The 15844-nt window shown below is 42.4% G+C and carries 11 protein-coding genes, 2 rRNA genes, 1 pseudogene and 1 riboswitch (1 of these 15 only partly in view); of the genes and pseudogenes, 10 read left to right on the top strand and 4 right to left on the bottom strand.

Features of this window, described 5'->3' with window-relative positions; translation table 11 throughout:
* Window positions 1-137: 137 nt before the first annotated feature.
* The 5 genes from prlC to ACRWQM_RS00495 all read left to right on the top strand — a co-directional run bounded on the left by prlC (window position 138) and on the right by ACRWQM_RS00495 (window position 4832).
* Window positions 138-2177 (top strand): oligopeptidase A, encoded by a 2040-nt coding sequence (gene prlC / locus ACRWQM_RS00515; protein ID WP_434930896.1) that lies wholly within the window; start codon window positions 138-140, stop codon window positions 2175-2177.
* Window positions 2178-2356: 179 nt separating this feature from the next.
* Window positions 2357-3019, top strand: coding sequence for a PilZ domain-containing protein (locus ACRWQM_RS00510; protein ID WP_434927559.1), 663 nt, complete (start codon window positions 2357-2359; stop codon window positions 3017-3019).
* 161 nt (window positions 3020-3180) lie between these two features.
* Window positions 3181-3756: a DUF2975 domain-containing protein gene (locus ACRWQM_RS00505; protein ID WP_434930895.1), complete on the top strand. Its 576-nt coding sequence runs from the start codon at window positions 3181-3183 to the stop codon at window positions 3754-3756.
* Window positions 3756-3965, top strand: a complete 210-nt coding sequence (locus ACRWQM_RS00500) for a helix-turn-helix domain-containing protein (protein ID WP_434927561.1) — start codon at window positions 3756-3758, stop codon at window positions 3963-3965. The genes ACRWQM_RS00505 and ACRWQM_RS00500 overlap by 1 nt, the downstream gene beginning before the upstream one ends.
* Before the next feature lie 15 nt (window positions 3966-3980).
* Window positions 3981-4832, top strand: a complete 852-nt coding sequence (locus ACRWQM_RS00495; protein WP_434930894.1) for an alpha/beta hydrolase — start codon at window positions 3981-3983, stop codon at window positions 4830-4832.
* A 117-nt stretch (window positions 4833-4949) separates the two neighbouring features.
* On the opposite strand, the gene ribB is transcribed toward ACRWQM_RS00495, so the two are convergent.
* Window positions 4950-5606, bottom strand: a complete 657-nt coding sequence (gene ribB / locus ACRWQM_RS00490) for a 3,4-dihydroxy-2-butanone-4-phosphate synthase (protein ID WP_434927563.1) — start codon at window positions 5604-5606, stop codon at window positions 4950-4952.
* 93 nt (window positions 5607-5699) lie between these two features.
* Window positions 5700-5890: riboswitch (FMN riboswitch) on the bottom strand.
* Between the two features lie 148 nt (window positions 5891-6038).
* Between ribB and ACRWQM_RS00485 the strand changes: the two genes are divergently transcribed.
* Together ACRWQM_RS00485 and ACRWQM_RS00480 are read left to right on the top strand one after the other, a co-directional pair.
* Window positions 6039-6569, top strand: a complete 531-nt coding sequence (locus ACRWQM_RS00485; RefSeq protein WP_434930893.1) for a thioesterase family protein — start codon at window positions 6039-6041, stop codon at window positions 6567-6569.
* Between the two features lie 135 nt (window positions 6570-6704).
* A complete protein-coding gene (locus ACRWQM_RS00480) occupies window positions 6705-7394 on the top strand; it encodes a DNA-3-methyladenine glycosylase I (protein WP_434930892.1) in 690 nt (229 codons plus the stop codon).
* Between the two features lie 15 nt (window positions 7395-7409).
* Here the strand turns inward: ACRWQM_RS00480 and ACRWQM_RS00475 are convergent, their stop codons facing one another.
* Complete coding sequence (locus tag ACRWQM_RS00475) at window positions 7410-8027, bottom strand: TetR/AcrR family transcriptional regulator (protein WP_434930891.1); 618 nt, start codon at window positions 8025-8027, stop codon at window positions 7410-7412.
* Window positions 8028-8802: 775 nt separating this feature from the next.
* Between ACRWQM_RS00475 and ACRWQM_RS00470 the strand changes: the two genes are divergently transcribed.
* From ACRWQM_RS00470 to ACRWQM_RS00460, 3 genes and pseudogenes are all read left to right on the top strand, one after another.
* Window positions 8803-9951 carry an efflux RND transporter periplasmic adaptor subunit gene (locus tag ACRWQM_RS00470; RefSeq protein WP_434930890.1) on the top strand — a complete coding sequence of 383 codons (1149 nt, stop codon included), beginning with the start codon at window positions 8803-8805 and terminating at the stop codon, window positions 9949-9951.
* A 9-nt stretch (window positions 9952-9960) separates the two neighbouring features.
* Complete coding sequence (locus ACRWQM_RS00465; protein ID WP_434930889.1) at window positions 9961-13128, top strand: efflux RND transporter permease subunit; 3168 nt, start codon at window positions 9961-9963, stop codon at window positions 13126-13128.
* A gap of 364 nt (window positions 13129-13492) precedes the next feature.
* Window positions 13493-13765: pseudogene (locus tag ACRWQM_RS00460) on the top strand (IS630 family transposase); the annotation flags it as partial.
* 290 nt (window positions 13766-14055) lie between these two features.
* On the opposite strand, the gene rrf reads toward ACRWQM_RS00460, so the two are convergent.
* Window positions 14056-14171, bottom strand: a 5S ribosomal RNA gene (gene rrf, locus ACRWQM_RS00455).
* Between the two features lie 144 nt (window positions 14172-14315).
* Window positions 14316-15844: ribosomal RNA gene (locus tag ACRWQM_RS00450) — 23S ribosomal RNA — on the bottom strand (it continues 1374 nt past the right edge of the window).

Below are 15844 nucleotides of genomic sequence, written 5' to 3'. Positions count from 1 at the left end.
GTCAGTTTTTAACCTAGGTAATGCCTGATAGAATATTCTTAGGCATACTCCTATTCATCCGCACAGCCTATTTGACTTGAAATTCAACCCTGTCGCCCTCATAAAGATCACATACGCCTACTCTTCGAGGAAACATTATGAGCAACCCATTGCTAAGTGGCACAGAATTACCGCTTTTTTCACAAATAAAAACTGAACACATCAAGCCAGCTGTAGAACAAGCCATCGAAAACTGCCGCAACAGCATTGATGAACTCCTCGCAAAGAATAGTCTATATACTTGGGATAACTTAATTGCGCCGCTCGAAGAGGTTGATGATGAGCTCAGTAAAGTCTGGTCGCCGGTTTCTCATATGAATTCAGTTGTTAGTAATGATGAATGGCGTGAAGCACACGATGACTGCCTACCACTATTATCGGATTACGGCACCTATGTCGGCCAACACCAAGGCTTATATGAAGCCTATAAATCGATTCACCAGTCCGCGGATTTTGGCCAATTAACCCAGGCACAAAAAATGGTGATTGAACAAAGCCTACGTGATTTCGAATTATCAGGTATTGGCTTAAGTGATGCAGATAAAGTCCGTTATGGCGACATAGTGAAACGTCTTTCAGAACTGACCAGCAATTTTTCCAACCAATTACTCGATGCAACTCAAGCATGGACAAAATTAATTACTGACGAATCAGCGTTAATTGGTCTTCCTGAGTCCGCTATAGCAGCAGCAAAAGCCATGGCTGAAGAAAATGAGCAAGCAGGTTGGTTATTCACCTTAGATTTTCCATCATATTTACCTGTTATGACCTACAGTGAAAACCGTGAGTTACGTGAAGAATGCTACCGTGCATTTGTGACACGCGCATCAGACCAGGGCCCGAATGCCGGTGAGTTTGATAACAGCAACAACATGAATGAAATTATTGCACTACGCCATGAAATAGCGAACTTACTGGGTTTTAAAAGCTATGCCGATGAATCTTTGGCAACCAAAATGGCTGAAACCCCTGAGCAAGTACTGGGCTTTTTAAATGAATTAGGTGAACGCTCAAAAGATCAAGCGGCAAGCGAGTTGGCTGAACTTCGTGCCTTCGCAAAAGAACATTTCAATGTGACCGAAATGGCGTCGTGGGATTTAAGCTTCTATGCCGAAAAACTGCAACAGCATAAGTATGAAGTATCCCAAGAAGTATTACGTCCATACTTTCCTGAAAACAAAGCTTTATCAGGTCTTTTCTTTACGGTAAACAAGCTTTTTGGGTTAACCATTAAAGAAGAAAAACAATTTGATACTTGGCATAAAGATGTGCGTTTTTTCCATATTTTTGATGCAGAAAATATTCACCGAGGCAGTTTCTACCTCGACTTATATGCCCGCACAGGTAAGCGTGGTGGAGCATGGATGGATGACTGCCGAGGTCGTCGTATTACCTCTACTGGCCTACAAAAGCCAGTGGCTTACTTAACCTGTAACTTTAATGGCCCTGTAAATGGTAAACCGGCTTTATTTACCCATGATGAAGTGATTACCTTATTCCATGAATTTGGCCACGGCATTCACCATATGCTCACCAAAGTTGATGTTGGCGGCGTATCAGGTATTAATGGGGTGCCATGGGATGCGGTTGAGTTACCAAGTCAGTTTTTAGAAAACTGGTGCTGGCAAGAAGAAGCATTAGCGGAAATTTCAGGTCACTTTGAAACCGGTGAGCCACTTCCTAAAGCATTGCTGGATAAAATGTTAGCGGCAAAGAACTTCCAATCTGGCATGATGATGTTGCGTCAGCTGGAATTCTCGTTATTCGACTTTAGAATGCACCATGAATTTGATCCCGCTAAGGGCGCCGATATTCAGGGTATTTTAGATGAAGTACGCAGTAAGATTGCAGTATTAACACCGCCTAGCTTTAACCGATTTCAACACGGCTTTGCCCATATTTTTGCTGGCGGCTATGCCGCGGGTTATTACAGTTACAAATGGGCTGAAGTATTGTCTGCAGATGCCTTTTCACGTTTTGAAGAGGAAGGTATTTTCAACTCAGAAACAGGCAAAAGTTTCTTACACAACATACTCGAAATGGGCGGCAGTGAAGAACCCATGGAGCTATTTAAACGCTTTATGGGACGTGAACCTAATACCGATGCCCTATTGAGACATAGTGGTATTGCTGCTTAACAAAATACTGTAAACAAAAAAGCGCCATTAAGGCGCTTTTTTGTTTAAATTGAAACATCCACACTTGATAACTTAGGGCATTTTTCAATTATTGGCATAAAAAGAATTGCCTTACAGGAATTATCACAATACATTAACAGGCCTCCATACTAATAATAATCTATGAACGGACTTGAACGTTGACAGCCAATATACAGCCTATTTTCTTTGATTTAAAACCAGGAAAAATCGTCGATTTACAAATTGACCATCCTGTTAAGTTACGTATAAAAGCGACGTTAGCAGGTTATGATTTAGGCCAATATATTATCTTAAAACATCCCGCCCCACAGAATATGAATAACTACAGCGATGTGCTGACCGAAGGCAATGTGGTTGTTGTTCGTTATCTACTCGAAGGTCAACAAGGGGAGTGTTACGCGTTTAAAGCCACCATTCGAAATATCACTAAAATTCCTGAAAAATTTATATTTTTAACCTACCCAGAAAAAATTGAAAATAGACAACTACGTACTCATCAACGTTATGTCACTCATTTACCGGCATCGCTTGTCGCAAGAGGCGAGCAAGAGGTTAAAAAAGCAGCCCAATTAAAGGGTATTATTTCTGATATTTCCGCAAAAGGTTGTGGTTTTGTTTTTAAAACCGATAACCCTAAAGTGACCGTAAACCAAAAAGATATCTTTGTTGTGCTTCGCTCACCTAGCGATCTTGAAATTACCATTCCCGCCAGAGTATGTAATAGTCGTTTTGAAAATGGCAAAGTAAATGTAGGCATTCAATTTAAAGAAGATGATGAACAGATCAAAAAGCTATTGAACCAACTCTTTATCGAATTGTAATGTCAATCATAAACACTCCTGTCAAATAGCGTAACCAGCGCCCATTCCTGTTATAGCCGCTTTATTTAAATACCTTAAATTATCGTTTATCGATAACTTATTGCCGATATAGAATCATTATGATAACTTAGCTGCATCATTACTCAGATGAAAAGCCACTCATGGATAGAATTACAATAATCAGTAAATGGATAAAATGGTTACTACTACTGCTCGCGACACTGCAACTTGGTAGTTACCTTGCTGTGATGACCATAGGTGAATATAAAGACGGCATATATTTTATGAGTGTCGATTGGTGGGGATTTTTTAGCAGTTACCTCAGCGTCGACTTTGAACCATCCTGGCAAGCCTTAGGTCAGCACCTTTATGCTGATGGATTTAACCCTGGCGTTATTCTTGGCAGCGTCGAAATAATACCTTACCTGTTTATTTACTTTTTTCTATTCCAATTATTTAGTTTATATCAACATGGTCAGGTATTTACCTCAGCAAACTTTTACTGCTTAACGCGCATTGCCACAGTCTTTTTTGTGTGGATAGTACTCAGTTTATTTTACCCTATGGTGGTAGCAATATTTCTCCATTCGACCGGATTAAGTAGTGCTGTCCCCGGTTTTTTCACTATCGGCAGCCAAGAGATTAAATACGCGTTAGTTGGGCTTATTTTCTATTGCATTGGCTGGGTAATGAAACACGCCGCCGAATTACAAATGGAGGCGGAATTAACTATTTAATGGCCATTATTATTGAATTAGATGTCATGTTGGCAAAGCGGAAGATGAAGTCAACTGAACTGGCTGAACGGGTAGGGATAACCCCACAAAACTTATCAGTACTACGCAGCGGACGTGCTAAGGCGATTCGCTTTTCGACATTGGATGCAATTTGTCAGCACTTGCAATGTTCACCGGGCGATATTTTAGTGCATCAAATTGATGAATAAATTAAGGAAGATAATATGCATACGTTAGTTAAACAAACCGCGATAAGCGCAATGATTTTGATGACTTCTGCCTGCACTGTTCGCATAAGCGAAGAAACCTTTATTGCTAGCGATAAAGCACCAACGACCTTTACAACCGAATTCACCCAAAAATTACAGCAAGCCTTGCCAGATCATTTAATTGCTCCAGTCCAATTAACAGCCCGCGATAATGTTAGCTTAAATGGTTTTTATATTGATAACCCAAACAGCAAGATCACCTTAGTTTTTTTCCAAGGTAATGGGATGAAAATAGAGCCATATAGCTTATCAGCATTAACCACACTATCAGCGTTGAACACTGATATTTTTGTGATGGATCGCCGCGGATTAGGCGCAAGTGAAGGCAAACCGCGTATTAAAAATATTGTTTCCGATGCACAGCAACAATTGGACTATTTACACCAACAATATCAACCAACAAAAATCATTTTGCATGGTTATTCATTAGGTAGCTTTATTGCGGCTGATTTAGCCAAAAACAATACCATTAACGCATTAGTATTACATGGTTCAGCAACCAACGCTGATGACTGGGTAGATGAAAAAACGCCCTGGTATATGGCACCCTTTATGAGTGTGGAAATGCCAGAAGATTTTCGTAAAATAGATAATGAAAAAGTGGTCGCACAATATTATAAAGGGCCATTATTAGTCATTGCTGGAGAGAATGATGAGGAAGTACCTGTGGGGCTATCAGAGAAGTTATATGCGGCTAGCAAATCTGCAAATAAAGAGCTGATTATTGTCCCTAATGCTGGCCATCAAGGAATGTTAACTGAGGCTAAGACAATGGCCCAATACCACGCATTTATAGATGCACTTTAATGTCATTACCCCTCATATAAGCAGGCTTAATCTAGTACGCTGGCTGATAATAAAAGAGGCGCTTATGCGCCTCTTTCCAGCAATAGTACTTCAAAGCTATTAAGTCCGTTAAATCAACTAGGCTAATTTCAAATCATGCTTTAAGCGATACATTACCATATCTTCTATCGTTAGAACCGGCATGTTATGTTTTAAACCAAAGGCAACAATTTGTGGTGTTTTAGCCATAGTGCCATCTTCATTGGTTAGTTCACACAACACACCAGCAGGCGCTAAACCTGACATTTGCATCAAATCAACTGTGCCCTCTGTATGGCCGCGACGCGACATCACTCCACCAGCACGGGCGCGCAGTGGAAACACATGCCCCGGTCTTGCTAAGTCGCTGGCTTTAGCATGTACTGCTGTTGCCGTTTTAACTGTAGTAACACGATCAGCTGCTGAAACACCTGTGGTCACGCCAACTTTGGCTTCTATCGATACCGTAAATGCCGTTTGATTAGCACTGTTGTTATCCATCACCATAGGTGGCAGTTCAAGCTTATTAGCTTGCTCATCGGTTAAGCATAAGCACACAATACCGCTGCATTCACGGATCATTAATGCCATTTGCTCTGTGGTTAGGTGCTGTGCTGAATAGATAATGTCGCCTTCGTTTTCACGATCTTCATCATCAAGCAATAACACGCCCCGACCTTGTTGTAAGGCAATAATAGCTTTTTCAACGCGTTCGATTGGATCACCAAAAGGTGCAAGTAAAGATAACTGATTCATGGTTTACTCCTAAAAAATACCAGAACCAGGGCTTTGAAGAGGGTTTTTACGCCAAATAGAATTTCATCAGTGGACAGAGTCTACTGATGGTGTTGCTATTCTCTCTCATCCGGACTTTAACCGTCGGCTTTGGAATATTAGCTATTACCATATAGTAATAAACTAAGTCACCAAATCTGCTGACCTCGACGAATCGAGCGCTCGCGGGCTTTATGCTTACACCATATAAGTAGGCATAAGTATTTACCGCCGGTGGGGAGTTTCGCCCCGCCCTGAGAATTAATGCTGAAATTCAGCAGCGCTATAATAATGTCCTAGCCACATAAGTTCAATCAACTCAACGCACAAACACCCACGAAAATCGCGAAAACTCTGCTTGCTCGCTGGTATGACCTCTGCTAGCCTGTGGCACTCATAAAGGAGTGGTTGTAAATGAATCTTTATTTTCGATTAGTGTGGTTATTCATGTGGCGCATTCGCCATTGTCCTGGTATTGGTTTTTTAGGCACCAGCAAGATTAGTTATCGAGCGCTGCCGTTTGATTGCGATGTAAATCTGCATCTCACTAACTCACGCTACCCTGCATTTATGGACTTGGCACGTACCTATATGATCGCCGATATGGGGTTAATGAAAAAATTTCTTAAGATGAAGTGGATGCCAATTGTTAATGCATCTGAGTTCACTTATATCCGTGATATTAAGCCATTTGAAAAGTTTGAAGTTGAAACTAAAGTGGTTGGATGGGACGAAAAATATTTCTATATTGAGCAGCGTTTTGTCACCGCACGCGGTTTGCATTGTATTGTTCATGTCCGTGGCGTATTTATATGTAAAGGCAAACAAGTGCCGATTGACACCTTAGTGTTAGAAGCGGGGTATGAAGGTGCAACACCAGAGTTACCACCAGAAGTGATAAAGTGGAAGCAATTTTTACAACTTAAAAAAGAAAGAAATATTTAACGCCTAATGTTAATCTAAACAACCACAGCCATCGTATAGATGGCTGTTTTGTTTGTGCCATATAATCATTTAAATAGATTAATTTAGCTCATAACTCAAACGCTAAATGACAATCAAATACCTGAGGACCATATTGTGGCTAAGCTAGAGAAATTTGCTGATATCGTGTTACGTGCCTGTGAACGCAAAGGTGGAATGGCGGCTGTTGAAGCTTTGTTACCCAACACATTATCCAGTAGTGAAATAGCCCAATACAGTGATGCACAATTATTATCAGCTATGTCTAAGCGGGTTTTTCAAAGTGGTTTTGTGTGGCGCGTAGTCGACAATAAATGGCCCGCTTATGAAAAAGCCTTCTTTGATTTTGAGCCACAAAAAGTGCTGATGCTATCACCTGAGCAGATTCAACAACGGGCATCCGACGCAACACTGATCCGCCACCAAAAGAAGACCCAGGCTATTGTGGATAATGCCTATATGGTGCAATCATTGGCGGCTAAACACGGCAGCTTTGCTGAGTTCATCGCCCACTGGCCAACCGAAGACATTATCGGTTTATGGCAGTCACTGAAAAAACAAGGTACCCGTTTAGGAGGCAATACTGGTGCGTACTTTTTACGCTCCATTGGCAAAGACACCTTTATATTATCCAACGATGTACAGGGGTATTTAAAAGCCAAAAACGTTGTCGATGCCGGATTTAGTTCACAAACAGGCCTTAAACAAACACAAGCAGCATTCAATACTTGGCAACAAGAATCAGGGCTGACATTAGCTAAAATAAGCCGAATTATTTCACTCGGCGTCGGTGATAACTATCTGTAGAAGTGATGATAAGTATTAAGCTGTTACTTGATAACGGCTTAAAAACATTTTTGCAGTTTCATCGGCCAGATGTTGGCGCTCTTCACTGGTGAGTAAAGGTTTGTAAGCCAATAATTGTGGCCAGAAACAATGCCCTTTAATTAAGTGCATTAACTGTTCATTAGCAAAATTAACATCGGTTAGTGCTAACTTATTATCGCTTACGGCGGCTTTTATCCAGCGCAGTAACGCCGTTTCAAGCAGCTTCATTTTCTCAACCTCTCGGTTCATCTCTTCACTATTGTAAAACAAGTGCCCAAATGCGACTCGGGCCATATCGATATGTTCTTGTGAATTAATAAACTCAATTTCGGTCAAAATAATGGCCGTAAATTGTTGCAGTAAATCTTTGTCGGCTTGATATTGACCCTGGTTACGTGCCATAGCTTCAAGCCACAATTCACTCACTAGGTGCATCACTAAGGCTTCTTTGGTGGCAAAGTGATTATAAACCGTGCGTTTAGACACTTGCGCCTCTTCAGCTAGCTTGTCCATACTGGTCGCTGCGACACCTATCGATTTAAAGGTGCGCTTGGCTGCATCGATAATGGCTTGTCGTTTTAACTGACTGCGGCTTTTCTTTTCAGTATCCATGTCGCTTTATATTCAAAAAATTGATAAAAGTTATTTTACACTGACCAGTTTACTTTTCAACTGGATCAAAAGTAAACTACACCGTATAGTTTACTTTTGACTAATAATGAAAATGTTGATTATTGTCGTACCAGTCTTGTTAATCATGAGTATATCCATTGGGATATTTCAATGGCTAATTGTGTCGAAAACCAAGCTGTAGATTAGCAAAAAGGAATATCTGATGTTTGCAATATGCTCAAGAGTCTTGCGTTTACAAAACGGACAACTGCCCTTGCTAAACAACATCATGTTGAGCTGATTATTCCTGAATTTGGCCGACTGATTTGCATGGCAACTCCACAAGCACATAATCTTTGATGACAAAATTCAGCGAAATTAACGCAACAAATACCTGTTTTACAATAAAAATAGGCAAAACTAACCAAAAGAGCTAACAGACAGAAACCATTAATAGTGGAATATTATAATAACTTTCAACAAGGTTATCTTAGTTGGTCAGTGTAATTGCAATATATAGCTGTTAAATTAACCACACACTGAGTAAACATTTTTAGTTAAATTACTCATAAAACAAGTTTTTTGGTCCAAATTCGTTAACAAACAGTTATCAATCAAGCGGGTTAACGTATTTATTTACAATTTAGCCCATTGGCTTTGCGAATAGTTTCTATGAGCAATGTTAATTGCGTAGCAAAATATACAGTTAGAATTGAAATAGCCTTTTTCACACAGCAACCTAGTTGTGTGTGGATACATTAGAGTAGGAGCTCTCATGCACAAAGCATTGAAAATTGCCGCAGTGATAACTGCGACGTTATGGTTAACAGCCTGTGGCAAACAAGACGAAGGAGCGCAGGCTCAACAAGAGCGCCCGCCTACTCCGGTTGGTGTAATGGTGGTGACAGCACAGTCGCAGTCTATTCAAGTAGAGCTACCGGGTCGCAGCAAATCGTTTTTAGAAGCTGAAGTTCGTCCACAAGTGTCTGGTATTATTACTGAACGTGGATTTGTTGAAGGTAAAGAGGTCACTAAAGGTCAATCTCTTTATCAAATCGATTCTGCTACCTACAAAGCGGCTTTAGTCAGTGCAGAAGCTGATTTAGCCAGTGCTAACGCAGGTTTGGAATCTGCTAAAGCGAAAGCGGCACGCTACCAAACATTGGTAAAAACTAATTCGGTCAGTGTACAAGATTTTGATGAAGCAAAAGCTGCTTATAAAGAAGCATTAGCATCTGTAACCGTTGCGCAAGCTGCTATTAACACAGCTAAAATCAACCTTGAATATACTGAAGTAAAAGCCCCAATTGCGGGTCGCATAGGTAAATCATCAGTAACAGCAGGTGCTTTAGTTATCGCAAATCAAAGCAGCACTTTGGCGACGATTCAACAATTAGACCCTATCAATGTTGATATTGCTCAATCTAGTGTGCAGTTATTACGCCTTAAAAGTAAGCTAAAAGCGGGTAAGTTACAAAAAAGTGACAATGCTACTGTTACGCTGATTTTAGAAGACGGTACCACTTATGATCAGCAAGGTACGATGCAATTTGCTGAGGTCAGTGTTGACGAAGCTACTGGGTCTGTCACATTACGTGCTGAATTCCCTAATCCTGATGGTGTGCTGTTACCTGGTATGTATGTGCGTGCACGCTTAGATACAGGCACTGACCCACAAGCTATTTTAGTGCCCCAACGTGCTATTACTCGTAATACTAAAGGTCAGGCAATGGCGATGATTGTTAATCAAGATAACAATGTCGAAGTGCGTATTGTCACTACTGCTGAAGTAATTGATAACCAATGGCGCATTATTGATGGCCTCCAAGCTGGCGATAAATTAATTGTAGAAGGTTTACAAAAAATTCGTCCAGGTGCGGCGGTATCACCACAGGTATTAACTGCAGACACTCCACAAAAATAGGACATTATTATGGCTCGCTTTTTTATCGATCGCCCTATTTTTGCTTGGGTGATCGCAATTCTTATTATGTTAGCAGGGGTGCTGGCCATTAAAGGCCTGCCCATTGCTCAATACCCTAGTATTGCACCGCCAACGGTAGTCATTACCGCATTTTATCCTGGTGCATCGGCCAAAACCATGGAAGATACCGTGACTCAAGTTATTGAGCAACGCATGACTGGTATTGACCATTTACGCTATATTTCTTCTAGCAGTGATAGTTTTGGTAACGCGACTGTTACCTTAACGTTTAATGCCGAGGCGGATGCCGATATTGCCCAAGTTCAAGTGCAGAATAAACTGCAGTCGGCAATGACCTCCTTACCTCAAGAAGTACAATCACAAGGCGTGAACGTTAACAAATCCAGCGCGGGTTTCTTAATGGTTGTGGCGTTTGTGTCTGATGACGGCTCGCTGGCTAAAAACGATATTTCTGATTACGTTGCTGCCAATATTCAAGACCCTATGAGTCGAGTACCAGGTGTTGGTGAACTCGAGTTGTTTGGTGCGCAGTACGCAATGCGCATCTGGCTTGAACCGCTAAAGCTAACCCAATACAACTTAACCAGTATTGAAGTAATGGCAGCGATTAGAGAGCAGAATGCTCAAATATCCGCAGGCCAATTAGGCGGTTCACCTGCAATGCCAGGCCAGGAATTAAACGCCACTGTTACCGCACAAAGCCGTTTACAAACACCTGAGCAATTTAAGCGGATTATTCTAAAATCAGACTCTTCTGGCGCAAATGTCTATCTTGAAGATGTGGCTCGAGTTGAACTTGGGGCAGAAAGCTATGCAGTTGAATCCTTCTATAACGGTAAACCTGCATCTGGTCTAGCCTTTAAGTTAGCAACAGGTGCAAACGCACTCGATACAGCTAATAATATTCGCGACCGTTTAGATGATTTAAAAACCTATTTTCCTGAAGGGTTAGAAATTTACTATCCGTATGACACTACTCCATTTGTTGAAAAATCAATTGAAGGTGTGGTTCATACGTTAATCGAAGCTATCGTATTAGTATTCTTGATCATGTATCTGTTCTTACAGAACTTCAGGGCAACGCTAATCCCAACGATTGCAGTACCCGTAGTACTACTCGGTACATTCGCTATTTTGTCGGCAACAGGGTTCTCTATTAACACCCTCACCATGTTCGCTATGGTGCTGGCAATTGGTCTACTGGTCGATGATGCCATTGTAGTAGTAGAAAACGTTGAACGATTAATGTCTGAAGAGGGATTAAGTCCACTTGAAGCAACCCGTAAGTCGATGGATCAAATTACTGGCGCGCTTGTTGGTATTGGTTTAACGCTTTCTGCGGTATTTGTGCCGATGGCATTTATGTCAGGCTCTACCGGGGTGATTTATCGTCAGTTCTCAATCACTATCGTATCGGCTATGGCATTGTCAGTATTAGTAGCGTTGATTTTAACACCTGCTTTATGTGCAACCATGTTAAAGCCATTACCTAAAGGTCATACCCATATTAATACCGGCTTTTTTGGTTGGTTTAACCGTATGTTTGATCGCATGACATCTCGCTATGAAGCGAGCGTGGCAAAAATTCTTAAACGCAGTTTCCGCATGATGGGCATATACCTTGTGCTTGTTATTGCTACAGCGTGGATTTTCTTACGCATGCCAACGGCATTCTTACCAGATGAAGATCAGGGGATTTTATTCACCCAAGCAATTTTGCCAACCAACTCAACCCAAGAAAGTACCGTTAAAGTGTTAAACGAAATCAATGATTTCTATCTAACCCAGGAAAGCGATTCGGTAAACTCTGTGTTCAGTGTTGCAGGTTTTAGCTTTGCGGGTATGGGCCAAAACATGGGGATGTCGTTTGTTGGCTTAAAAGATTGGGCCGAACGAGAAGAACCTGGTCAAGATGTGCAGTCTATCGCAGGTCGTGCAATGGGCCGCTTTATGCAAATAAAAGATGCCATGGTGTTTGCATTTGTTCCACCTGCGGTAATTGAGTTGGGCACAGCAAATGGTTTCGATTTATATCTGCAAGATAGAAGCGGTAAAGGTCATGATGCATTAATTGAGGCACGTAACCAGTTGCTGGGTATGGCGGCACAAAATCCAAGCTTGGTGGGCGTTCGCCCCAATGGCCAGGAAGATGCACCAATGTACGAAATTCATATCGACCAAGCAAAAGTACGCGCACTGGGTATTGATATCAACAGTGCCAACAGCGTACTCGCTACCGCATGGGGTGGCTCATATGTGAATGACTTCATTGACCGTGGTCGCGTTAAGAAAGTATACGTACAAGGTGAAGCTAAATATCGTATGCAACCCAGTGATTTAGACACTTGGTATGTCCGTAACTCAGAAGGCGAAATGGTACCTTTTTCAGCCTTCGCGACAGGCTCTTGGAACTTTGGTTCACCACAGTTACAACGCTTTAATGGTTTACCTGCTGTCAATATTCAAGGTGCTACCGTGCCTGGTTACAGTACCGGTGATGCTATGGTTGCGATAGAGAAAATGGTCGAACAATTACCACCTGGGTTTGGAGTTGAGTGGAATGGCCTGTCCTATGAAGAACGTTTGTCGGGTAACCAAGCACCCGCATTATATGCCTTGTCAATTTTAGTGGTGTTTTTGGTCCTTGCAGCTCTCTATGAGAGCTGGTCGGTGCCATTTGCAGTCGTATTAGTCGTACCTCTAGGGGTTATTGGTGCATTGCTTGCTATGAACGGCCGTGGTTTACCTAACGACGTATTCTTCCAGGTAGGGTTATTGACAACGGTGGGTCTAGCAACCAAGAATGCTATCTTGATCGTTGAATTCGCAAAAGACTTCTACGATAAAGGTGCGGGATTAATCGAAGCAACACTGCATGCGGTACGTGTGCGTTTGCGTCCTATTCTAATGACCTCATTAGCATTTGGTTTCGGTGTGGTTCCATTAGCAATTAGTACTGGTGTCGGTTCCGGCAGTAAAAACGCCATTGGCACCGGTGTATTAGGTGGCATGATGAGTTCGACATTCCTAGGTATTTTCTTAATTCCATTGTTCTTTGTGGTGGTTGAAAGGATTTTCAGTAAGAGAAAAAGCCAAACTGAGCCAGAAACAGTCAATGTAGAATCAGCTCCAACAAGCAATAAACCTGACGCTTAATACCATTCGAAAAATACTTGAGTAAGGGTATTTTGCAGAACATAAAGGACCAAACGTTTGGTCCTTTATTTTATCAAGCAGAATAAATGGTAAAGATCGTCCTCGAACGATATTTACCAGTAGGTTAAAGGTCAGCAAAGTAAGCTTTAACACCTAGGTTGCTACCTATCTAACCCAAAGTATCAATTGCTTTAACTTACCTGAATTAAGCGTGACATACAAAAACCTATCATTTACTTCATCAATTAGATTGTTATTGATAACCACTTGAACTCGTCACCCTAAGTAATTCTGGACGCTTTTAAAACCCCCTATATGCTAACTGTCATTAATATGCGACATTCACTCGCATTGATGTCCAGTCAGATTTAGCCAACATAATACTACTAGCCAATTAGGGCCAAGAAAGAAACTCGTCCACGAGCGGTATGGCTGAAACTGTTTGAGTCAGTATATTTAGACGGAGCAGTCACGCCAGTAACGAAAGCCATTATTGCCTCACATGCTAACAACAGATAAATGTACGAGTATTTGAAATTTATCTCAGCGACAGCATGATTTAGATGATAATTTTGCTAACCTAACAACCCTCAAGTTACCCCCCGGTTCACCAGAACTAAACCATAGAGAGCAAGTGTGATAACGACTTTCTCAGAATAAACTCGTTAATAGCTGCTTTCATGGAGATGAGGATATTTGAGCCAGAAGGGATCCGATTAAGCTATTAGAGAGAATAGGTCTGCCCCATGAATTAATGTAATTAGTATCATCGGATTGGTATTTAGCGCCTGGAAATGACCTACTCTCACATGGGCATATCGGCCACACTATGTTTAATGTAAATTGTATGACTTATGCTTAAGAATAATTTTTCGACACAAAACAAAAAGGCCACTCAATTAGAGTGGCCTTGCTGTTTTATTTGGCGCCTGGAAATGACCTACTCTCACATGGGGAGACCCCACACTACCATCGGCGATACTGTGTTTCACTTCTGAGTTCGGAATGGGATCAGGTGGTGCCACAGCTCTATGGTTTCCAGACAAATTTGGTTATCTAACGCTATTTAACTAGCATTAAATAATAATTCGGAAAGCTGATTGCTTTATCTGAGTTTGAGTCTCGTCACACTATTTAAGCGTCCCATTCTAATACTAAGTCGTATCAGTAAAACCCATCTGGGTTGTATGGTTAAGCCTCACGGGTCATTAGTACAAGTTAGCTCAACGCCTCACAACGCTTACACACCTTGCCTATCAACGTAGTAGTCTCCTACGGCCCTTTAGAGAGCTTAAAGCTCTAGGGATGACTCATCTTGGGGCTCGCTTCCCGCTTAGATGCTTTCAGCGGTTATCGATTCCGAACGTAGCTACCGGGCAATGCCATTGGCATGACAACCCGAACACCAGCGGTTCGTCCACTCCGGTCCTCTCGTACTAGGAGCAGCTCCCCTCAATCATCCAACGCCCACGGCAGATAGGGACCGAACTGTCTCACGACGTTCTGAACCCAGCTCGCGTACCACTTTAAATGGCGAACAGCCATACCCTTGGGACCGACTTCAGCCCCAGGATGTGATGAGCCGACATCGAGGTGCCAAACACCGCCGTCGATATGAACTCTTGGGCGGTATCAGCCTGTTATCCCCGGAGTACCTTTTATCCGTTGAGCGATGGCCCTTCCATTCAGAACCACCGGATCACTATGACCTACTTTCGTACCTGCTCGACGTGTATGTCTCGCAGTTAAGCTGGCTTATGCCATTGCACTAACCGTACGATGTCCGACCGTACTTAGCCAACCTTCGTGCTCCTCCGTTACTCTTTGGGAGGAGACCGCCCCAGTCAAACTACCCACCAGGCACTGTCCTCAACCCCGATAAGGGGCCAGAGTTAGAACATCAAAACTACAAGGGTGGTATTTCAAGATTGACTCCACTCCATCTAGCGACGAAGCTTCAAAGTCTCCCACCTATCCTACACATGTAGGTTCAATGTTCAGTGCCAAGCTATAGTAAAGGTTCACGGGGTCTTTCCGTCTAGCCGCGGGTATACGGCATCTTCACCGCAATTTCAACTTCACTGAGTCTCGGCTGGAGACAGCGTGGCCATCATTACGCCATTCGTGCAGGTCGGAACTTACCCGACAAGGAATTTCGCTACCTTAGGACCGTTATAGTTACGGCCGCCGTTTACCGGGGCTTCGATCATGAGCTTCTCTTGCGATAACCCAATCAATTAACCTTCCGGCACCGGGCAGGCGTCACACCGTATACGTCATCTTGCGATTTTGCACAGTGCTGTGTTTTTGATAAACAGTTGCAGCCACCTGGTATCTGCGACTGCCGTCAGCTTAGGGAGCAAGTCCCATCACCAACAGCAGCGTACCTTCTCCCGAAGTTACGGTACCATTTTGCCTAGTTCCTTCAGCCGAGTTCTCTCAAGCGCCTTGGTATTCTCTACCCGACCACCTGTGTCGGTTTGGGGTACGATCCCTACTAACCTGAAGCTTAGAAGATTTTCCTGGAAGCATGGCATCAACTACTTCATCACCTTAGTGACTCGTCATCAGCTCTCAACGTGTACATTTAAGTACGTGTTCCCGGATTTGCCTAAGAACACCGCCTACTACCTTAAACGCGGACTACCAACGCCGCGCTAGCCTAGCCTTCTCCGTCTCTCCATCGCAGTTAGCAGAGGTACAGAAATATTAATCT

It is taken from the genome of Shewanella sp. HL-SH5 (assembly GCF_051163755.1).
GTDB lineage: Bacteria > Pseudomonadota > Gammaproteobacteria > Enterobacterales > Shewanellaceae > Shewanella > Shewanella glacialimarina.
This window is presented reverse-complemented; position numbering and strand designations above follow the sequence as displayed.